A 21,647-nucleotide genomic window follows, 5' to 3' on the forward strand; every position below is an offset into this window, starting at 1 on the left:
GCGAGAAAGGTACCGAGTGAGCGCGCCCGACACCACCACCGACATCCCCGACGAGGTTCGCGCCCGGCACACCGAGCTGTGCCAGGAACTGGACGACCACAGTTACCGGTACTACCTGGGCACACCGGTGGTCTCCGACGCCGAGTACGACACCCTCATGCGCGAGCTGGTCGGCATCGAGGACTCCTACCCCGCCCTGGCCACCCAGGACTCGCCCACGCAGAAGGTCGGCGCGCCCATCAGCGTCGACTTCGCCGCGGTCGAGCACCTGGTGCGTATGGAGAGCCTGGGCAACGCCTTCGACGTCGACGAGCTCAACGCCTGGGCCGACCGGGCCAGCGCCGAGGTGCCCGTCAACGGCTACCTGTGCGAGCTCAAGATCGACGGCCTGGCCGTGGACCTGGTGTACGAGAAGGGCCGCCTCGTGCGCGCCGCCACCCGCGGCGACGGCCGCGTCGGCGAGGACATCACCCTCAACGTGCGCACCATCGGGGTCGTCCCCGAGCGCCTGGACGAGAGCGTGCGCCCCGCGCCCGAGCTGCTGGAGGTGCGCGGCGAGGTCTTCCTGCCGGTGGAGGACTTCGGAAGGCTCAACGAGCGCATCACCGCCTCGGGCGAGCACACCCCCTTCGCCAACCCCCGCAACGCCGCCGCCGGGTCGCTGCGGCAGAAGGACCCCCGCGTCACCGCCACCCGGCCGCTGTCGATGATCGTGCACGGCGTGGGCGCCTATGTTCCCGCCGGGGGGAGTGAAAGCGGCGGGAACGGGGTGCGGGACGGCGGCGGGGACGTGGCCTTCACCAGCCAGTCGCAGGCCTACCGGCTGCTGGGGGAGTGGGGGCTGCCGCTCAGCGACCGCTACCGGGTCGTCACCACCATGGACGAGGTCCGCGAGTACGTGGGGTACTACGCGGCCCACCGCCACGAGCCCGCCTACGAGATCGACGGCATCGTCATCAAGGTCGACGACTTCGCCCTCCAGCGGCGCCTGGGCTCCACCAGCCGCGTCCCGCGCTGGGCGATCGCCTACAAGTACCCGCCCGAGGAGGTCACCACCCGCCTGCTCGACATCAAGGTGGGCGTGGGCCGCACCGGGCGCGTCACCCCCTACGGCGTCATGGAGCCGGTGGTCGTGGCCGGTTCCGAGGTCGAGTTCGCCACCCTGCACAACGCGCGCGAGGTCGAGCGCAAGGGCGTGCTCATCGGCGACACCGTCGTGCTGCGCAAGGCGGGCGACGTCATCCCCGAGATCGTGGCCCCGGTGCTCGACCGCCGCGACGGCACCGAGCGGGCCTTCGCCATGCCCGAGACCTGCCCCGAGTGCGGGACCCCGCTCGGCCAGCAGAAGGAGGGCGACGTCGACCTGCGCTGCCCCAACGCCCGCTCCTGTCCCGGCCAGCTGCGCGAGCGCCTGTTCTTCGTGGCCAGCCGCAAGGCCCTGGACATCGAGGCGCTGGGCTACGTGGCCGCCACCGCCCTCACCCAGCCGCTGGAGCCCGCCCAGCCGCCGATGCGCGACGAGGGCGACCTGTTCGACCTCACCGTCGACATGCTGCTGCCCATCCGCACCCACGTGCTCGACCCCGACACCACCGAGCCCAAGACCGACCCCAAGACCGGCGAGCCCAAGGTGGTGTCCTTCTTCGCCAACAAGAAGGGCGAGCCCAAGAAAACGGTCGAGAAGCTCTTCGAGCAGCTGGAGGAGGCCAAGTCCAAGCCGCTGTGGCGGGTGCTGGTGGCGCTGTCCATCCGGCACGTGGGCCCGCGCGCGGCCGAGGACCTGGCCCGCCACTTCCGCTCGATGGACGCCATCCGCGCGGCCAGCGAGGAGGAGCTGGCGTCGGTCGACGGCGTCGGCCCGACCATCGCCGCCTCCATCCGCGAGTGGTTCGCGGTGGACTGGCACGCCGAGATCGTCCGCAAGTGGGCCGACGCCGGGGTGCGCATGGAGGACGAGGACGACGGCTCCAGGCCGCGCCACCTGGAGGGGGTCACCGTCGTGGTGACCGGGTCCCTGGAGGGCTTCAGCCGCGACGGGGCCAAGGAGGCGATCGCCGAGCGCGGCGGCCGGGCCACGGCGTCGGTGTCCAAGAAGACCGGTTTCGTGGTGGTCGGCGACAGCCCCGGCTCCAAGTACGACAAGGCCGTCAAACTGGGGGTGCCGGTCCTGGACGAGGAGGGCTTCCGCGTCCTGCTGGAGGCCGGCCCCGACGCGGCCGCGGTCAAGCGCGTCAACCCCGCGCCCGAGGAGCCCGGGGCCGAGGACGCCCCAGAGGCCGCCGGGTCTGAGGCCGGGGCCGGGCCCGAGGCGGACGCCGTCTCCGGAGCAGCCGAAACGCGGGCAGCCGAAACCGCCGCCGATGCCGAGACGGCGGAGGCTGTCAGGGGCGACGCCTGAGGAAGGCGGACCGCAACCGCTGACCACGGCCGCGGGACCCGGGGCGTACCGGGCCCGCGGCCGTGTCGGACCCGCGTACCTTTTTGGGGATCTCTCACCACACGCGGCCCCGCCTTGGTTAACTGATAGTTCCTGGCAAGCGACAGTTGGTGACGAAACCACGTAAGGTGGACGGTAACGCACAGGATGCGGGTGTATCCAAAACCAGGATTCGGTCATGAGGGGTGGCCGGGTGCTGGGAACCCCGAGCAGGAGCGGCGGCACCGTCCGGCGCCGCCGTACTCCGCGGCCCCCTCACAAGGACCAGGCATGAAGGATCCCCACAGCACACGGGACATCGGTCCCCGGGTCGGGACACCGCTCTGGCTGTACATGCTGGGCGCCACGGCCGCAGGGGCGTTCCTGCTCGTCGTCTCCGGCCTCGGGCTGGGGACGGACGAGTTGCGCGCGCTCGCCGTCGAACCGCTCGTCTGGGTTCTGCTGTGCATGATCGTCCTCGGCGAACTGCGCCCCCTCTCCCTCCCGGGCCAGGCACCCGGCGACGGCGTGCCCACCTCGCTGCCCTTCTCCCTCGCCCTCGTCATCCTCCACGGTCTGCCCGTGGCCGCCCTGGCCCAGGTCGTCGCCACCGCGGTCGCCGGGTTCGCGCGCGGCCACGCCCCCCACCGCATCGCCTTCAACGCCGCCCAGTACACGCTCTCGCTCGGCGTCGCCGACGCCGTCCTACGCCTCCTGCTGCCCGGAGCCGTCCAGGGCACGTGGCTGCCCGCCGCGGGCGAGCTCCTGGCCGTCGCCCTCGCCGGGGCGGGCTACTTCGCGGTCAACCGCGTCCTGGTCCTGTGCGCGGTGGCCATGCACGAACGCGTCCCCCTCCGGCAGGTCATGTCCAAGGGCCTGGCCCAGCAGGTGCACGTCAACGTCGTCCTGCTCAGCCTCGCCCCGCTCGTGGTCGTGGCCGCGACCCACTCGGTGCTCTACGTCCCGCTGTTCGCCCTCCCGCTCAGCGCGCTCTACACGAGCGCCATGCTGTCGGTCAAACGCGACCACCAGGCCAACCACGACGAGCTCACCGGCCTGGCCAACCGCAAGCTCCTCACCCTCCGCGCCCACGAGGAGATCGCCCACGCCCAGCAGCGCGGCGGCAGCGTCGGCCTGCTCCTGCTCGACCTCGACCGGTTCAAGGAGGTCAACGACACCCTGGGCCACCCCACCGGCGACCGCCTCCTCCAGACCGTCGCGCGCAGGCTCACCCACAGCGTCCGCCCCGGAGACCTCGTCTCCCGCCTGGGCGGGGACGAGTTCGCCGTCCTGCTGCCCCAGGTCCGCGACAGCGCCTCCGCGTGCGAGGTGGCCTTCCGGCTGCGCGGCGCCCTCGCCGAACCGGTCCGCCTGGACGGCATGGACTTCGACCTCCAGGCCAGCATCGGCATCGCCCTGCACCCCCACGACGCGCCCGACTTCGCACTCCTCATGCAGCGCGCCGACGTGGCCATGTACGTCGCCAAGGCCGACCGCACCGGCGTGGAGTCCTACGACCCCGGCAAGGACCGCAACTCCACCGCCCGGCTCAGCCTGTACACCGAACTGCGCCGCGGACTGTCCGAGGGCGCCCTGGAGATGCACTACCAGCCCAAGGTCGACCTGGGAGACGAACGCCCCATCGGCCTGGAGGCCCTGGCCCGCTGGCGCCACCCCAGCCGCGGACTGCTCACCCCCGAGGAGTTCATGCCGGTCGTGGAGCAGTCCAACCTGCTGCGCGCCTTCACCGGCCAGGTCCTGGACATCACCCTGGCCCGCGCGGCCCGCTGGCACGCCGAGGGCCTCGACCTGCCCGTCGCCGTCAACCTCGGCGTGCGCGAACTGCTCGACCCCGCGCTGCCCGCCACCGTCGCCTCCGCGCTGCGCGAGCACGGCGTACCGGCCGACCGGCTGGTCCTGGAGATCGGCGAGCACGCGCTGATCACCGACACCGACGCCGCCACCGCGGCCGTCCGCCGCCTGCGCGACCTCGGCGTCGGCCTGTCCCTGGACGACTTCGGCACCGGCCACTTCACCCTCGCCCAGCTCGCCGGGCTGCCCCTGGACGAGGTCAAGATCCACGAGTCCTTCACCGCCCGCCTGGTGAACCGGTCCGACAACGGCCACACCGTCGTCCGCGCCGCCATCGCCCTGGTCAAGGCGCTGGGCATGCGCGCCACCGCCGAGGGCGTCCAGAACTCCGAGCTCGCCCGCGCCGCCCGCGACACCGGCTGCCACGCCGCCCAGGGCCACCACTTCTCCGCGCCGCTGACCGCGCGGGAGGTCGCCGACTGGGTCGCCGCCCACGACGGAGGGACCGCGGCGGGCACCCGCGTCTGACCGGGGATCCGCCGAGCGGTGCGGTCCCCGTGGAACCCGTGCCGCCCGGCCGACCGGTGTTCGCGGACCGACCGGCGCCGGGACCGGCACCGGAGCCATAGGATTGGTCCCGATAGTCCTTCCGCCGAAGAAACGGTTCGCATTCCATGACCGCCATCACCCGCGATGAGGTCGCGCACCTCGCCCGGTTGTCGCGGCTGGCGCTCGACGAGAGCGAGCTCGACACGCTCGCCGCCCAGCTCGGTGACATCCTGACCGCCGTGGCCAAGGTGCAGGAGGTCGCCCAGGGCGACATCCCGCCCAGCTCGCACGCCCTGCCGCTGACCAACGTCTACCGCCCCGACGAGGCCAGGCCCGGCCTCGCCCACGACCAGGCGCTGGCCGGCGCCCCGGCGGTGGAGAACCAGCGCTTCCGGGTTCCGCGGATCCTCGGAGAGGGTGAGTAGTGGTGAGCGACGTCATCAGCCTGACCGCCGCCGGACTCGGCGAGGCCATCCGGGAGGGGCGGGTGTCCTCGGAGGAGGCCACCACCGCCTACCTGGACCGGATCGAGTCCGTGGACGGCGAGATCAACGCCTTCCTGCACGTGCGCCGCGAGACCGCGCTGGAGCAGGCCCGTGCGGTGGACGCCCGCCGCGCCGCGGGCGAGGAGCTGGGCCCGCTCGCCGGTGTCCCGGTCGCCCACAAGGACGTGTTCACCACCAAGGACATGCCCACCACCGCCGCCTCGAAGATCCTCGAAGGCTGGCAGCCGCCCTACGACGCCACCGTCACCGCGCGCCTGCGCGAGGCCGGGCTGGTCATCCTGGGCAAGACCAACATGGACGAGTTCGCCATGGGCTCCTCCACGGAGAACTCCGCCTACCAGGTCACCCGCAACCCGTGGGACACCGACCGCATCCCGGGCGGCTCCTCCGGCGGTTCCTCCGCGGCCGTGGCCGCGTTCGAGGCGCCCCTGGCCACCGGCACCGACACCGGCGGCTCCATCCGCCAGCCCGCCGCCGTGTGCGGCCTGGTCGGCGCCAAGCCGACCTACGGCGGCGCCTCCCGCTACGGGATGATCGCCTTCGCCTCCTCCCTGGACACCCCGGGCCCGTTCGCGCGCAACGTGCTCGACGCCGCCCTGCTCCACGAGGCCTTCTCCGGGCACGACCCGCGCGACTCCACCTCCATCGACGCCCCGGTCCCGCCGGTCGTGGACGCCGCCCGCCTGGGCGACGTCGACGGGCTGCGTGTGGGCGTGGTCAGCGAGCTGGACAGCGACGGCTTCCAGCCGGGCGTGCGCCAGCGCTTCCACGAGACGCTGGAGCTGCTGGAGTCCCTCGGCGCGAAGATCGTGGAGCTGTCCTGCCCGAGCTTCGACGCCGCCCTGTCGGCGTACTACCTCATCGCGCCCAGCGAGTGCTCGTCCAACCTCGCCCGCTTCGACGCCATGCGCTACGGCCTGCGGGTGGGCGACGACGGCACGCGCAGCGCCGAGGAGGTCATGTCGCTGACCAGGGCCCAGGGCTTCGGCCCCGAGGTCAAGCGCCGCATCATGCTGGGCACCTACGCCCTGTCGAGCGGCTACTACGACGCCTACTACGGCAGCGCCCAGCAGGTGCGCACGCTGATCAAGCGCGACTTCGACGCCGCGTTCGAGAACGTGGACGTGCTGGTCTCGCCGACGACGCCGACCACGGCGTTCCCGATCGGCGAGCGCTCCGAGGACCCGATGGCCATGTACCTGGCCGACCTGTGCACGATCCCTTCCAACCTGGCCGGGAACGCGTCGCTGTCGGTGCCGTGCGGCCTGGCCCCGGAGGACGGCCTGCCCGTCGGCTTCCAGATCATGGCCCCGGCCCTGGCCGACGACCGCACCTACCGGGTCGCGGCGGCGGTCGAGCGCGCGCTGACCGCGCGCGACGGCGACCTGCTGGCCCGCAGCCCCTACGCGGTCGCCCGCTAGGAGCCAGCGGCCACGACAGGGTCATCCGCGCGCCCGCCGTCCCCGAGAGGGGCGGCGGGCGCCGTGCTGTCGGCGCCCGGGAACCCCTGGGGCCCGCCAGCGCCTCCGTGCGCTCGGGGGCCGGGGAAACCGGAGGAGAGGCCGCCGGGTTCCGGCAACGAGGAGGCGTCGTCCACAGGCGGAATCCGGGCTGGTGGGGCGTCCGCACGCGGCTCTAACGTGGATATCGGGGGGTCCCCGGGGCTTCCCGGCTCCGTGCTGCCCTCGGGCCGCTCCGGCGGCGGCCACGGGCGCCGACGCCGAGGGCCCGCCCCGGAACTGTTCCGGAACGGGCCCTCGGTCACGGCCGCCCCGCGGCGGCCGGAGGGGGACTAACCCTCCAGGTCCTGGCTGTCGGCGGCCTTGCGCCTGCGGCTCAGGTAGAGGGCGCCGCCGCCCGCGCCGAGCGCGGCCACACCGGCCGCGACCAGGCCGGCGAGCGCGCCACCGGTCACCGGCAGGCTGGGCTCGTTCTGGTCGTCGGCGGGCTCGGACGGCTTGTCCGTGGGCTCGGAGGGCTCGTCGCTCGGGGTCGGCTCCGGGCTCTCGGGCTCACTCGGCTCGGGGGACTCCGGCTCGCTGGGCTCGGGGGACTCCGGCGGGGTCTCACCGCCGCCGGTCCAGGAGACCGAGGCCGAGGCGGAGACGGTGACGTCGCTGTCCTCGGCGGTGATCAGGGTCTGGGTCGGCTGGTACTCCTCCTCGCCCTTGAACAGGCGGCCCGACCGCACGGTGGCCGTGGTCTCCAGGGAGAAGGAGGCGGTGCCCTCCGCCGCGCCCTCCGGAACGGCCAGGCCGACGGTGTCACCGTTGTTGACCGTGGTGACGGGCTCGCCGCTCTCCAGGTCGACCAGCTGGACCTCGACGCCCTCGGGGGCCTGGACGCTGACCTCGATGCCGTCCTCGTCGCTGGTCTCGACGAGGAACTCACCGATCGTCTCGCCCGCGCTGCCGGTGGCCTCGCCCGGGGTGATGCTCAGGGTCGGGCCGGGCTCCTGCGGGAGGTCCTGGGCCTCCCCGACCAGGTAGTCGTAGACCGCCTTGACGCCGTTCGGGTCGTTCGCGGTCGCCTCTGAGCCGTTGCTGAAGTGCCAGATGGCGGCCTGGGTGGCGGCGATCGCCTCTTCGTCACCGAAGTGGCGGGCGTTGCCCCGGTTCAGCCCCGCGTTCTCGGCGAGCTGGGCGGCGCTGACGGTCGGGTAGCTGTTCTGGAGGATCCAGTGCACCTTGCCCGGCTCGGCGAAGTCGCCCCTGCCCGGGTAGTTCGCCCAGTCGTCCTCCAGGTACCAGGCGTTGTCCTTGATCTTGGTCTCAAGGTCGATGCAGTAGGCGGTGAGGGCGGTGCCGTCCTCCAACCGGAGGTCGAAGAGGCTCGTGCTCTCCATCGCACCGTTGACCCGAACGTCCACGCCGGACGCGGCGGTGGCGGGGTACTGGGCGCGGACGGAGCCCTCGTAGGTCTCCACGGGGTCGGCGGAGGCCGGGGCGGCGAGCCCGAAGGCGAGGAGCGCGGCGGCGGAGGCGGCGAGAGTCGCGCGCCCGACGGAATGGGGGAGGGACACGTACGTCACGTCTTTTCCTGTGGGGATGTCACGGTGCCGACCGAGCCGTTCGCCATGGCCGGTCGCCGCGTGGCGGACGGTGGCGGTCGGCTGTCGGGGGTGGCCAGGTCAACAGCGGTGTGCGGAGTGCCGGGGAAGGGGCTGAGGAACCGCCCGGCCGAGGGACCTCTCCGGCGCGGTCGGTTGCGGGGACGGGCCCGGACCCGAGCCCGGGCCACAGCGGAAAGCTGTTGGCGCCCGTCCGATATTAGCGATATGTCCTGTCCCCTCCAACCCCGTGTTTCCGGGATCGCGTACCGGGCCGGAAGAGGGCCGAGGGGCGTGCACAGAGAGGACGCCGAGTTCCCGTTCCGGGTTGTCCACAGGCGGAAACCGGATCTGGTGCGGCGTGTTCGCGCAGGTCTAACGTGGATAGCGGGGGGTCCCCAGGGGCTCCGGCTCTGTGCTGCCCTCACACCGGTACACCGGGTCCGCGCACCCTCCTCGCGCGCCAAGCCGTGTGGCGGCGGCCGACCACGACCGAGGGCGCTCCCGGTCCGTCACCCCCGGTTCACCGGACTTTCTTCACCCGGCTCCGTCGCCCGCCTCTCACCCAGGCCCCGCCGGGGCCAGGTCGGGTCCGGCCCGCCCGGCTTCCTGCCGCCCGTGCTCCTCCGGGGTCGGAGCCGGGGAGCGGAGCGTGTCCGCGCGTCGCCCGTCATGGGGGAGCATGGATTGGTGGGAGCGTCCGCCAGTAGTCCTCCGCCCGGGTGCGCCCTCGCACGGTGGCCGCTGCTTCTCAGGCCGTGATCTTGTACCCATGCCGAGGCCCGACGGTCGAGATAAGTACAAGATCACCGCAGGACAGGGCCCTCGCGTCACACCAGTAGCGTTTCCGGCCAGTGCTTGTCCGGCACCTGCCCGCGGACGCTCCAAGCAGCCGTATACCGCTTTCTTCGATGGAGAGAAGTGAACGCCGACATGGGCACCGCCAGCGCCCGCGACCCCGGCCGGGCCGCTCCCACAGGCGTCGGGCGTCTCGGACGCCGCGCCACTCCGCTGTTGGGAACCCGGGTGCGCCTCCGGGACGCGGCACTCCTCGGCGCGGCCACGGTGGTTTCCGGGGCGCTGCTGCTCGGCGCGGGGCTGCTGGTGGTCACCCTCACGGTCGCGGACTGGCCGCCCGTAGCCCGGGTCGCCCTCGCGATCGGCCCTCTGGTGCTGCTCACCCCGCTGGCGGCCTGTGTCGCGGGCCACGCCCTTCTCATGCGACGCGGACCGCGCCTGACCCTGAGCGACGTGGGACTGACGAAGCCGAACCGCGTCCCCGCCGGCCTCCTGCTGTGGGTTCCGCTGGCCATCGCGTCCGCTGCGCTCTCGACGGGCATCGCGCTCGGCGCGGCCTCCCTCCTGGGCTTCGGGGAGGAGGTAGGAGGCTCCTCGTCCTCGGGATCCTCCGGTCTCGTGGCGGAACTTCCGCTCCCCGCGGGCATCACCATCGCCCTGGGCTCGGTGCTGCTCTTCCCCTTCGTCGAGGAGGTCCTCTTCCGCGGCATGCTCCACGGAGCCCTGACGCGTCACACGGCGCCGTGGGCTGCGGTCGTGCTCTCGGCCGTCGTGTTCTCCCTCGTCCACGTGACCCCCCTGCTGATGCCCTACACCCTGGTCCTGGGCCTGTGGCTGGGGTGGCTGCACCGCCGGTACGAGTCCATCATCCCGTCGGTCGTGCTGCACTGTTGCAACAACGGGCTGGTCGCGGCCATCGCCCTCGGCGGGCTGTGACACCGCGCCGGGTGGGGGCCGCGGCCCCCACCCGGCGGTGCCCGCTACGACGCGGCGGCCTGGGCGATGGACTGGGCGTGCCCCCGGAGGTTCTGCCAGGCGATCCACCGGACCACGCGGTTGGCGATCACCCGGTGCTTCAGGCCGTTGCGCCAGGCCCGGCGCAGGCGCAGCCTGGAGCGGTCCCCCAGCGGTTCGATGAGGATCCGCAGCGTGCGACCGCTGTCGTCCTGCGTCCAGGTGACCTCACGGCCGGGGACACTGTGCGTGATCGACTCCCTGACCGCGTTTTCCGTGAGGCTGTTGGTCAGCTCCACGACACCGTCGCCGAGCTGCCGCGACGAGACGGAGGCCGGGTCCCACTCGCCCCGGCGCTCCGGGTCGCTGACCAGTTCCCAGACCCGTTCGGGCGACACGGGCACCTCAAGGTCGTAGTTCGTGTACTCCCAGCCCTCGGGCGGCTGTTCGGAGGCGTCGGCGCCGCCCGCCGGGGACGACGGCTCCGGGGCCTGCGGCCTCTCCACCAGCTCGCCGAGGTCGCGGCGGATCCTGTCGGTGTCCGCTCCCAGCCGGTCCAGCACCCGCCGCACCCGGCCGCCCTCGTCGTCGATCAGCGCCGCGAGCAGGGCCGCGTCGCCCCCGGCCAACGGGATGTCGTACTCAAGCTCCTCCAGACGGGGAGTGAACCGAAGCCACCCCTTCGGGTCCTCGCCGGACGGAGCCGGTACGGGTACGTCGACCCCCAGCAGGGCGAGGTCCTCGCGGAGGATCTCGTCGATCGCCGAGCGCGCTTCGGTCAGGCCCACCCCGGAGTCCATGAGCAGACGGGCCCCCGGACCACCGGTGACCAGCACTCCCAACAGCAGGTGCTCGAAACCGACTTCGGCCTGTCCCGCGCGGGCGGCCTCGCGGCTCGCGGCCCCAGAGGTCGCGATCCGGTCGAAGCCCCGGTTGACCAGGCCCTGCTTCGCCGACGGGTTCGTCATCGTTGACCTCTCTTGCCTTCGGTTGTATCGATATGGCTCAGCCGTTTTCCGTACTTCTTGTGGACGGCCTGACGGGTCACTCCGAGCGCGGCGGCTATGGAGCTCCACGACTCACCCGACCGCAGTGCCTGTTCGACCTGCCGCAGTTCCAGGGAGTCGACCACCGCCCGCAACGATGCGACGGCGCGCAGCCCCTGCACGGGGGTCGAGGTGTCCGAGGCGGTGGCCGCCAGCTGTACCGCATCCATGGCGTCAACCTAGGTTGCGCACCCTCTTGTTGTCAACCTGGGTTGCGCGACTTCTGTTGTCGGCCTGGGGCGCGTGTCGGTGCACACCCGCGCGGCGGGCGGATTCCGCGCCCTGACCCGGCTCCGGACCGCCTCGGCTCCGGACCGCACCGGCACACGGTCCTCCGCCCGCCTTCCCGCGCCGGACGACACGAAGGGCCCGCTTCCGTGGTCTCCCACGGAAGCGGGCCCTCAGGCTCCACCGTCATCGGACGGCGGGAGGGGGATCAGCCCTCCAGGTCCTGACCGTTGGCGGCCTTGCGCTTGCGGCTCAGGTAGATGGCGCCACCACCGGCGCCCAGGGCGGCCACACCGGCGGCGACCAGGCCGGCGAGCGCGCCACCGGTCACGGGCAGGGTCGGCTCGTTCCGGTCGTCGGCGGGCTCGGACGGCTTGTCCGTGGGCTCGGAGGGCTCGTCGCTCGGGGTCGGCTCCGGGCTCTCGGGCTCACTCGGCTCGGGGGACTCCGGCTCGCTGGGCTCGGGGGACTCCGGCGGGGTCTCGCCGCCCACGGTCCAGTCGGCCGAGGCGGACGCGGACACGGTGGCCTGGCCGCCCTCAGCGGTGATCAGGGTCTGAGTCGGCTCCTCGGACTCGCCCTTGAAGAGGCGGCCGGTCGCGACGGTCGCGCTGGCCTCCAGGGAGAAGCTGGCCTGGCCGGCCTCGGCGTCGGCCGGGACGGAGAAGCCGACGGTGTCACCGTTGTCGACCTCGGTGACGGGCTCGTCGGTCTCCAGGTCGACCAGGGTGACGCCCTCGGGGGCGTCCAAGACGACCGGGATGGCGCTGGCATTGGTCTGGATGAGGAACTCACCGACGGTCTCGCCGGCGGTGCCGGAGGCCGTGCCCGGGGTGATGCTCAGGGCAGGGGCGGGCTCGGCGGTCTGCGGCAGCTCCTCGGCGTTCTCGATCAGGTAGGCGTAGACCGCCTTGATCGCGTCGGAGTTGCCCTGGTCCTCAAGGTCCACGCCGTTGCTGAAGTGCCAGATCGCGGCCTGGGTGGCGCCCAGGGCCTCCCGCTGGCTCAGGCCCTCGACGCCGGCGTCCGCGCCCAGCTCCTCGGCGGTCTTGGCCGGGTAGGCGTTCTGGAGGATCCAGTGGACCTTGGCGGGCGCGGCGAACTCGCCCTTGCCGGGGTAGTTGGCCCAGTCGTCCTCGCGGTACCAGGCGCCACCGCGGATGTTGGTCTCGAAGTCGATGCAGTACGTCGTCAGGATCGTGCCGTCTTCGAGCTCCAGGTTGAAGAGGCTGGTGCCGATGGTGCCGCCGGACGTGCTGACGTCGCTGCCGTCCTGGGCGTTGCCGATGTACTGCGCGCGGGTGGAGCCCTCGTAGGTCTCAACGGGCTCCGCGGCCGCGGGGGCGGCGAGGCCGAAGGCCAGGAACGCGGCTGCGGTGGCCGCCAGGCCGGTACGGCCGACGGTGCGGGGGAGGGAGGAGTTGCTCAAATTGTGTCCCGGTGTGTTCTAGGGGTAACCGGATGGAAAGATGCCTGCCCAAAGGACGTCGGGAACCGATGGGACGGACAACGGTGGCCACGGCGCGGCGGTCGCCGGAGGAGAACCGGTGCCGCCTGCTGCGTTCACCCGTTCCGGGGGGTCACCACGTCGGGGTCGGATCGTGGCGCCGTGCGGGGTGGGCGCGATCTTCCGGTAGGGCTCGCTGTGACGCGGGAGCCGGTCGCGCTCGCCGTGGGTGCCAGCGCTCGCCTGATACTAGCGATCCCCTTCGCCACTTCCAAGCTGGTTCACGGAAAATGTGACCGGATACGGGCAGGAAAAAATTCCTCGCAGGTAGATCCGCATTATGTCCAAAAGCTATGCAACGAAAACGGGAGCTCGGCGTCCCCGAACGCGGTCAGTCGCGTCGTTTGCGGCCTACGACCAGGATGATCAGGCCTGATACCACCAGAGCCCCCGCGATGATCAGCAGACCGGACAGCCAGGTTCCGGTGACGGCCAGATCGTCCTCGGGGATTTGGTCCTCCGTTGTGGGAGATACCGCCTCGGTGGGAACCTCCTCCTCGACGACCTCGTCGAGGGCGGGGGGCTCCTCCTCCGGTACGGGCTCCGGGCTCACCCCGGCCACCGGCTCCTCGGTCTGCTCCGGGTGCCACGTGAACGTCGCGGTGGACGAACTCGTCGCCGAACCCGGCTCCGCGGTCACCAGGGACCGGGTGCGCACGCCGTCCCTGCCGGTGAATAGGCGCCCCTGCGGCAGCGGGAAGTCCCGGCCGTGCAGGTGCAGGGTCGCCACGCCCGCCGGGACCGACGGGTCCACGTCCAGGAACACCCGTTCGCCGTCGCTCATCTGTGTGACCTGCTCTCCGTCGGCGTCGACCAGCCACGACGCCGGGGCGCCGCGCACCGACACCGACACCGGATCCGCTCCGGAGCTGTGCACGGTCAACGGCCCCAGCGGCTCCTCGGGGGCGACCGCCTCCACGTGGGACGGCGACACCGCCAGGGAGCGGGAGACGGTGTTGTCCGCCGCGGACGCGCTGCCCTCCAGCAGGTGGTCGTACAGGGCCATGACCGCCGGGTCGTTCGCGCCGGGATCCGGCTGCACCCCCTCCAGCACGTGCCACAGGGCGGCCTGGGTGCCCGCGATCGCCCGTGCCTCGTCCAGCTGGGGCAGTTCCGATCCCTCCAGCAGGGGCTCCATGCCGACCGCCGGATAGGAGTGGGAGACGATCCAGTTCGCCCTGTCGGCGGGATCCGTTTCCTGTGGGGTTTCGGTCCATTCCGGAACGTCGGACCACGCTGACTCCACGTAGGCGGCGTACGGCTGGACCTCCCCGTCCGCGGTCACCGTGTAGGCCCGGACCGAGGCGTGCTCGGCCACGCGCAGACTGAACAGTGCCGTGTCGACCTCCCGGCCGTCGGCGAGCACGAGCAGCGCGCCCTCGACGGGGTCGCGGTCCACGCGTGAGAAGTCGTCGGCGCTGGCCGCCGGGGCACCGAGCAGGGTGCCGATCAGGGCCGAGGCGGAAAGCAGCGCGGCGTACCGACGCAGGATGCCGGACATGCTCGTGCGCTCCCGTGAGAAGGCGGCGGCCGCAGTGCGGGGCCACCGGCGAAATCGTCTTCCTCGGCCACCCAGACTAACGGTCCGGCACCCGGTGACAGCGGATATTCCCCTGACAGCGTCCCAATCGTGTACTGGCCGTGATGTCCGGTGACCCGGTCGTGACTCCGCTGTAGGGCACCCCACTCCCGCGCGCTCGGTAGGCTGAGCTGGAAGGTATGTCGTCTACGGAAGCGGGTTTGCGGCGATGGCCCACGCGGTACGTCCCAGTTCTGCCACGAACAGCGGTCCTGCGCCGGTGGCCTACGAGCAGGCACTGGCCAGGTACGAGCCCGTGCTCGGCCTGGAGACCCACATCGAGCTGGGCACCGCCTCCAAGATGTTCTGCTCCTGCCCCACCGCGTTCGGCGCCGACCCCAACACGCAGGTGTGCCCGGTCTGCCTGGCGCTGCCCGGCTCCCTGCCGGTCGTCAACGAGAAGGCGGTCGAGGGCGCCATCCGGCTGGGCCTGGCGCTGAACTGCTCCATCGCCCCCTGGGGCAGGTTCGCCCGGAAGAACTACTTCTATCCGGACATGCCGAAGAACTACCAGATCTCCCAGTACGACGAGCCGATCTGCGTCGACGGCCACCTCGACGTCACCGTCGACACCCCCGACGGCCCGCGCGTGTTCCGCGTGGACATCGAGCGGGTCCACATGGAGGAGGACACCGGCAAGACCGCCCACGTGGGCGGGGCCACCGGCCGCATCCACGGCGCCGACCACTCCATCGTCGACTACAACCGCGCGGGCATCCCGCTGCTGGAGATCGTGACCAAGCCCGTCACCGGCACCGGCGAGCTGGCGCCCCTGGTCGCCCGCGCCTACGCCGCCGAGCTGCGCGACCTGGTCCGCTCCCTGGGCATCTCGGACGTGCGCATGGAGGAGGGCTCCATGCGCTGCGACGTCAACGTCTCCATCAATCCGCGCGGCGCCTCGGAGTGGGGCACCCGCAGCGAGACCAAGAACGTCAACTCGCTGCGCTCGGTCGAGCGGGCCGTGCGCTCGGAGATCGAGCGCCAGGCGGGAGTGCTCGACGCCGGGCAGAGGGTCGTGCAGGAGACCCGCCACTTCCAGGAGAACACCGGCCGCAGCATCTCCGGCCGCTCCAAGGAGGAGGCGCAGGACTACCGCTACTTCCCCGACCCCGACCTGGTGCCCGTCGCGCCCTCCGAGGAGTGGGTGGAGGAGCTGCGCGCCACCCTGCCGGAGCTGCCCGCCGCCAAGCGCGCGCGGGTCCGCGCCGAGTGGGACCTCACCGACACCGAACTGCGCGACCTGGTCAACGCCGACGCCATCGACCTGGTCGCGGCGACCGTGGCCGAGGGCGCCCCGTCGGCCGAGGCGCGCAAGCTGTGGCTCAACGAGCTCTCGCGCCGCGCCACCGAGCAGGAGGTGGAGCTGACCGCTCTGCCCATCACCCCGTCGCAGGTCGCGCGCGTCATCGCCCTGGTCGCCGAGGGCACGCTCACCAACAAGCTCGCCCGCCAGGTGGTGGAGGGCGTGCTGGCCGGTGAGGGTGAGCCCGACGACGTGGTCGAGACCCGCGGCCTCAAGGTGGTCAGCGACGACGGCGCGCTCGGCGCCGCCGTGGACGAGGCCATCGCCGCCAACCCCGACGCCGCCGACAAGGTGCGCGGCGGCAAGGTCGCCGCGGCCGGCGCCCTGGTGGGCGCCGTGATGAAGGCGACCCGCGGTCAGGCCGACGCGGGGCGCGCCCGCGAACTCATCCTGGCCAAACTCGGCGCGAGCTGATCCCTTCCTCCGGTCTCCGTCCGGGCACCGGGCCTCACCGCCCGGTGCCCCTCGGCCGGCCCCCTGCGGCGGACGCGCTCCGATGACGGCCGCCGAGGACGGCCGTTCCGCGGAGGCCGCGCTCCTTGTCGCCCGGTTCGTCCTGTTCTGTCGGTGCGGGGTGGCACCCTGCACGGGCCGTGGTCGGCCGGGTGGACGGAAGGGCCCCGGGGCCCGCACCGTGCTCCGCACACGGGGCGGGTGTCCGCGGAGGCCGCGACGCGCCGGGGCCGGTACCGGACGGGCGAGGCGTGAGCATCACCGTGGGTGATGGTTCCGTCGTCATCTCTCATCCGGTCCTCAATCGCTGTGTGACCTTGGTTGCGTAGGGTTGCGACGCACGGGGACGTGTACGGTCCCCCGGGCCGTTCCGCCACCGGCCCGTCCCAGTCCCGCGAGATCCTGGGCGGCAGACGCGGTGCCGGGTGCTGTGCCGCGCCCGGACTCGAACGACGCGAGGTGGGTGCTCCATGTCCGAGGAGAGAGCGTGACCGCGGCGGTACGCCGCGTCGACCGTGACGCGCCCACTGGGAGGTCGGTAATGGGAACCCGGGCACGCCGCCTGTGGATCGTGGCCTTGGTGGCGCTGTTCCTGCTCTACCTCGTGGGGACCCTCGTCCCCTCGGCGCAGAGCAGTGTGACCGCCGCGCTCGGCGAGTGGCCCACGTCCGTCGCGGCCGGTGCCGCCGGGCTGTCGCTGCTCTACGCCTCGCGCCGCTGGGCGGCCACCGGCGCAGACCGGGACGCCCACGCCGACGGCGCGGACGGGCCCTCCGCCCTGCGCCACCTCGGCTTCGCCGCGCTCGCCTGGTGCGCGGGTGGCATCACTCACGGTCTGATCCGCCTGTTCAGCTCCGCCACGGTCCTGTCGCTCACTCTGGGTGACCTCTTCGCCCTCGCGGCACTGCCACTCTTCGTGATCGGCTTCACCAAGTTCGCGCCGTGGCCGGGCGGCCTGCGAACCGCCGTGCGCCACGTCACCGACAGCTACGTGTGCGCCGCGGCGGTCTTCTCCGTGGTGTGGCTGCTGCTGTTCTCCCCGCTCTACCAGGAACTCGGGGAGGGCGCCGGGTTCCTCGGCTTCGCCCTGGTCTACCCGGTCGCCGACATCGTCGTGCTGTGCCTGCTCGTGCCGCTGGTCTTCATGTCGCCGCACAGCACGCGGCGCGCGGTGCTGGTGGCCATCGGCGCCCTCATCGTCATCGCCGGGGCGGACATCCTCGGCGCGCTCACCCGTCTGACCGGCCCGCCCGTCCTCGGCGGGGTCGAACACCCGGTCAGGTTCCTGGGCTTCGCCCTGCTGGGCGCCCTGCCGTGGCTCGTGGAGCACCGGCCCGGCACCGACCCGCGCCGGATCACCGGCCGGGGGCTGTACCGGTTCGCGCCCGAGCTCGCCGCGATCGGCGCCGTGTTCGTGGCCGCCGTGGTGCTGACCGTGGCCGGGGTCCGCCTGGCCGGGGTGGCGCCGGTGCTGCCGCTGGCCGCGGGCACCGCCGTGGTGGTGCTGCTGGTGCGCATGGTGGGCATGCTGGAGGAGAACGCCACCCTCTCCCGCATGGTGCGCAACCGCGAGGTCCACTTCCACGAGCTGGCGCGCAACAGCGGCGACGTGATCCTCGTGCTGGACCGCGACGGCGGCGTGAACTACGTCAGCCCGGGCACGGCCGAGGCCTTCGGCTACCGGCTCGACGACGTGCTCGCCGCGCCGGTCACGGCGCTCATCCACCCCGAGGACCTGGGGCGCACCAAGGCGGTCACCGACCTGTTCTCCGAGCGCGGCACGCAGGGTGTGCACATGCGGCTGCGCGTGCGGGCGGCCGACGGGACCTGGCGGCACACCGAGTCCACCATGTCCCTGTACGAGCAGCCCGGCGAGCCCGACCGGCTGCTGGTGACCACCCGCGACATCAGCGCGCAGGTGGCGCTCCAGGACGAGGTGGAGCACCTGACGTTCCACGACGGTGTGACCGGTCTGCCCAACCGGGCCTACCTGGAGGAGCGGGCCAGCGACGTCCTGGCGCACCGGGCGATCAACGAGGAGCCCGAGGGCGAGGTCGCGGTGATCTTCCTGGACCTGGACGGGTTCACGGCGGTCAACGACTCCGCCGGGCACGTGCGCGGCGACCACCTGCTCGGCCAGGCGGCCCGCAGGCTGCGCGGCGAGGTGGACTCCGACGCGACCCTGGCGCGCTGGGGCGGCGACGAGTTCGCGGTCCTGGTCGAGAACGTGTCCCGGGCCCAGCGGGTGGTGGACCTGGCCGAGCGACTGGGGCGGGTGATCGCCTCGGAGCCGTTCCCGGTCGCCGACCGGGACATCATGCTGACCGCCAGCATCGGCGTGGCCTTCGCCGAACCGGTCACCGACAGCGGCGAGCTGCTGCGCAACGCCGACGTGGCCATGACCCGCGCCAAGGAGCGCGGGGCGGGCCACGTGGAGGTGTACGCCGCGCACATGCACGACACGGTGGTCTCGCGCCTGGAACTCCAGATCCGCCTGCGCGAGGCGCTGGCCAAGGACGAGTTCTTCCTGGAGTACCAGCCCGTCGTGGACCTGGGCAGTTCCCAGGTGACCTCGGTGGAGGCGCTGGTGCGCTGGGACCGCGACGGCGAGACGGTGGGCCCCGAGGGCTTCATCGGCGCGGCCGAGGAGTCGGGCCTGATCGTGCCGCTGGGCGAGCGGATCCTGCGCGAGGCCTGCGGGAAGGTCGCGGTGTGGCGGGTCTCGGACTGGGACATCGGCCTGTCGGTGAACCTTTCGGTCAAGCAGGTGCTGTCTCCGCGCTTCGTGGAGTCGGTGGCGGGGGTCCTCGCCGAGACGGGGCTTCCGGCCGAGGTGCTGACCCTGGAGGTCGACGAGGAGGTCCTGCTCGACGACGGCGGGGAGGCCGTGCAGCGCCTGGGCGAACTGCGGGAGCTCGGCGTGCGACTGGCCATCGACGACTACGGGATGGGCTACGCGTCCCTGGCGCACCTGCGCAGGCTGAGCGTGGACGCGATCAAGATCGACCCGTCGTTCGTGGCGGACCTGGGCCGCGACGACACGGTCACACTGCTCACGCACACCATCATCCAGCTGGGGCGCGACCTGGGCGTGCAGGTGGTGGCCGAGGGCATCGAGCGCCCCGAGCAGCTGGAGCAGCTGCGCGCGATGGGCTGCGACCACGGCCAGGGGTTCCTGGTGGCCCGGCCGATGCCCGCGAGCGGCGTGGAGTCGCTCGTCGGCGGCGAGGCCGGGGCCAGCCTCTGATCGCTTGGAACGGACGGACGGGGCGTGCGCTGCCCGCGCGCCCCGTCCCACTCCTCGGACCCCGGCCGCCGCCCGTGCGGTGTGCGTCACACACAACCGGGGTGGCTTGCCAGTATTCGCCCAGTTCACAGGGGTTGTCGTGTCATCAGCTGCGGCCGCATTCTGACATTTCCGTCTCAAATTCTGAGACAATATGTCGTTCTGGTTGACGGGCGGCCTCTCCGTCGGCCAATGTGGTGAACGTGCAGAGCAACTCCCTGATTCTCGTACTTGGTCGGCGCGCAGCCCGCTGAGTTTCTTCTGCTGCGCGCCACCCCTCAACCGCCGTCGGCGGTGGGGGTTTTTTTATTGCCAGGCCCAGAGCCAGACCCACCAGGCCAGAGCCCCCGTGCCGCTCTGACCCTCGCTGAAGGATCTTGAGATGACCGAGCAGATGACCGGCGCCCAATCGCTGATCAGGTCGCTGGAGCAGGTCGGCGTTGACACTGTCTTCGGGATTCCCGGCGGCGCCATCCTCCCGGCCTACGACCCGCTCTACGACTCGGCCAAGGTGCGCCACATCCTCATGCGCCACGAACAGGGAGCAGGTCACGCCGCCGAGGGCTACGCCTACGCCACCGGCCGCCCCGGGGTGTGCATGGCCACCAGCGGACCCGGCGCCACCAACCTGGTCACCCCGCTCGCCGACGCGCACATGGACTCGGTCCCGATGGTCGCCATCACCGGCCAGGTGGCCTCCCCGATGATCGGCACCGACGCCTTCCAGGAAGCCGACATCTGCGGCATCACCATGCCGATCACCAAGCACAACTTCCTGGTCAAGGACGTGCGCGAGATCCCGCGGATCGTCGCCGAGGCCTTCCACATCGCCTCCAGCGGACGCCCCGGCCCCGTCCTGGTCGACATCTCCAAGGACGCCCTGCAGAACTCCGCCGAGTTCGTCTGGCCCGAGCGCCTCGAACTGCCCGGCTACCGCCCCGTCACCAAGCCGCACGGCAAGCAGGTCCGCGAGGCCGCCCGCATGATCGCCGAGGCCCGGCGCCCGGTGTTCTACGTCGGCGGCGGGGTCCTGCGCGCCGGAGCCTCCGCCGAACTGCGCGTCCTGGCCGAGCTCACCGGCGCCCCCGTCGTCTCCACCCTGATGGCCCGCGGCGTCTTCCCCGACAGCCACCCGCAGTCGGTGGGCATGCCCGGCATGCACGGCGACGTCGCCGCCGTCGGCGCCCTCCAGAAGGCCGACCTCATCGTCGCCCTGGGCGCGCGCTTCGACGACCGCGTCACCGGACGTCTGGACAGCTTCGCCCCCGACGCCAAGATCGTCCACGCCGACATCGACCCGGCCGAGATCTCCAAGAACCGCCACGCCGACGTGCCCATCGTCGGCGACTGCCGCGAGGTCCTCGCCGACCTGGTCGTGGCCGTGCGCGCCGACCAGGAGAAGGGCCGCCAGGGCGACTACGGGGCCTGGTGGCAGCAGCTCAACCGCCTGCGCAACACCTACCCCAAGGGTTACGAGGCCCCCGAGGACGGCAGCCTGTCCCCGCAGGCCGTCATCGAGCGCCTGGGCAAGGTCGTCGGCCCGGAGGCCACCTACGTCGCGGGCGTGGGCCAGCACCAGATGTGGGCCGCCCAGTTCATCGACTACGAGCGCCCCGGTTCCTTCGTCAACTCCGGCGGCCTGGGCACCATGGGCTTCTCCGTCCCCGCCGCGCTCGGCGCCAAGGTCGGCGACCCCGACCGGACCGTGTGGTCGGTCGACGGCGACGGCTGCTTCCAGATGACCAACCAGGAACTGGCCACCTGCGCGATCGAGGGCATCCCGGTCAAGGTCGCCGTGGTCAACAACGGCAACCTGGGCATGGTCCGCCAGTGGCAGACCCTGTTCTACGAGGGCCGCTACTCCAACACCGACCTCCAGACCTCCCCGCGCGACGAGAAGGTCCGCATTCCCGACTTCGTCCGCCTCGCGGAGGCGTACGGTTGTGTCGGCCTGCGCTGCGAGCGAGCCGAGGACATCGACGCCACCATCGAGAAGGCCATGGCGATCAACGACGCCCCCGTCGTCGTGGACTTCACCGTCAACCACGACGCCATGGTCTGGCCGATGGTCGGTCCCGGCGTCAGCAACGACAACATCCAGTACGCGCGCGACATGGCGCCGAACTGGGAACACGAGGACTAAGAGGAACAGGCGAAACCA

At 72.1% G+C, this 21,647-nt stretch carries 13 protein-coding genes; 8 read left to right on the top strand and 5 right to left on the bottom strand.

All coding sequences use genetic code 11. The features are described from left to right. Positions 1-16 precede the first annotated feature (16 nt). From ligA to gatA, 4 genes are all read left to right on the top strand, one after another. Complete coding sequence (ligA, locus tag HGB44_RS20170) at positions 17-2,398, top strand: NAD-dependent DNA ligase LigA (protein ID WP_061078237.1); 2,382 nt, start codon at positions 17-19, stop codon at positions 2,396-2,398. Positions 2,399-2,707: 309 nt separating this feature from the next. Further along, positions 2,708-4,756 carry a putative bifunctional diguanylate cyclase/phosphodiesterase gene (locus HGB44_RS20175; RefSeq protein ID WP_061078236.1) on the top strand — a complete coding sequence of 683 codons (2,049 nt, stop codon included), beginning with the start codon at positions 2,708-2,710 and terminating at the stop codon, positions 4,754-4,756. A 146-nt stretch (positions 4,757-4,902) separates the two neighbouring features. Further along, complete coding sequence (gatC, locus tag HGB44_RS20180) at positions 4,903-5,202, top strand: Asp-tRNA(Asn)/Glu-tRNA(Gln) amidotransferase subunit GatC (protein WP_017566322.1); 300 nt, start codon at positions 4,903-4,905, stop codon at positions 5,200-5,202. Positions 5,203-5,204: 2 nt separating this feature from the next. After that, positions 5,205-6,704: an Asp-tRNA(Asn)/Glu-tRNA(Gln) amidotransferase subunit GatA gene (gene gatA / locus HGB44_RS20185; protein WP_061078293.1), complete on the top strand. Its 1,500-nt coding sequence runs from the start codon at positions 5,205-5,207 to the stop codon at positions 6,702-6,704. Positions 6,705-7,075: 371 nt separating this feature from the next. On the opposite strand, the gene HGB44_RS20190 is transcribed toward gatA, so the two are convergent. Further along, a complete protein-coding gene (locus HGB44_RS20190) occupies positions 7,076-8,314 on the bottom strand; it encodes a thioester domain-containing protein (RefSeq protein WP_061078235.1) in 1,239 nt (412 codons plus the stop codon). A gap of 939 nt (positions 8,315-9,253) precedes the next feature. On the opposite strand from HGB44_RS20190, the gene HGB44_RS20195 reads away from it, so the two are divergent. After that, positions 9,254-10,066, top strand: coding sequence for a CPBP family intramembrane glutamic endopeptidase (locus HGB44_RS20195; protein WP_231972195.1), 813 nt, complete (start codon positions 9,254-9,256; stop codon positions 10,064-10,066). Between the two features lie 44 nt (positions 10,067-10,110). On the opposite strand, the gene HGB44_RS20200 is transcribed toward HGB44_RS20195, so the two are convergent. From HGB44_RS20200 to HGB44_RS20215, 4 genes are all read right to left on the bottom strand, one after another. Continuing rightward, positions 10,111-11,052, bottom strand: coding sequence for a Clp protease N-terminal domain-containing protein (locus HGB44_RS20200; protein ID WP_061078234.1), 942 nt, complete (start codon positions 11,050-11,052; stop codon positions 10,111-10,113). After that, positions 11,049-11,300, bottom strand: a complete 252-nt coding sequence (locus tag HGB44_RS20205) for a hypothetical protein (protein WP_061078233.1) — start codon at positions 11,298-11,300, stop codon at positions 11,049-11,051. The genes HGB44_RS20200 and HGB44_RS20205 overlap by 4 nt, the downstream gene beginning before the upstream one ends. A gap of 266 nt (positions 11,301-11,566) precedes the next feature. After that, positions 11,567-12,787, bottom strand: coding sequence for a thioester domain-containing protein (locus HGB44_RS20210; RefSeq protein WP_061078232.1), 1,221 nt, complete (start codon positions 12,785-12,787; stop codon positions 11,567-11,569). Between the two features lie 409 nt (positions 12,788-13,196). Continuing rightward, positions 13,197-14,366, bottom strand: coding sequence for a thioester domain-containing protein (locus tag HGB44_RS20215; RefSeq protein ID WP_061078231.1), 1,170 nt, complete (start codon positions 14,364-14,366; stop codon positions 13,197-13,199). A 298-nt stretch (positions 14,367-14,664) separates the two neighbouring features. Between HGB44_RS20215 and gatB the strand changes: the two genes are divergently transcribed. From gatB to HGB44_RS20230, 3 genes are all read left to right on the top strand, one after another. Next, on the top strand, positions 14,665-16,161 hold the full coding sequence (gatB, locus tag HGB44_RS20220) for an Asp-tRNA(Asn)/Glu-tRNA(Gln) amidotransferase subunit GatB (RefSeq protein ID WP_061078230.1): 1,497 nt from the start codon (positions 14,665-14,667) through the stop codon (positions 16,159-16,161). A 580-nt stretch (positions 16,162-16,741) separates the two neighbouring features. Beyond that, complete coding sequence (locus tag HGB44_RS20225; RefSeq protein WP_061078229.1) at positions 16,742-19,447, top strand: putative bifunctional diguanylate cyclase/phosphodiesterase; 2,706 nt, start codon at positions 16,742-16,744, stop codon at positions 19,445-19,447. A 421-nt stretch (positions 19,448-19,868) separates the two neighbouring features. Beyond that, the gene (locus tag HGB44_RS20230) at positions 19,869-21,629 is read left to right on the top strand and encodes an acetolactate synthase large subunit (protein ID WP_061078228.1); all 1,761 of its coding nucleotides are present in this window, start codon (positions 19,869-19,871) and stop codon (positions 21,627-21,629) included. Positions 21,630-21,647: the final 18 nt, after the last annotated feature.

It is taken from the genome of Nocardiopsis alborubida (assembly GCF_012396365.1).
Taxonomy (GTDB): Bacteria; Actinomycetota; Actinomycetes; order Streptosporangiales; family Streptosporangiaceae; genus Nocardiopsis; species Nocardiopsis alborubida.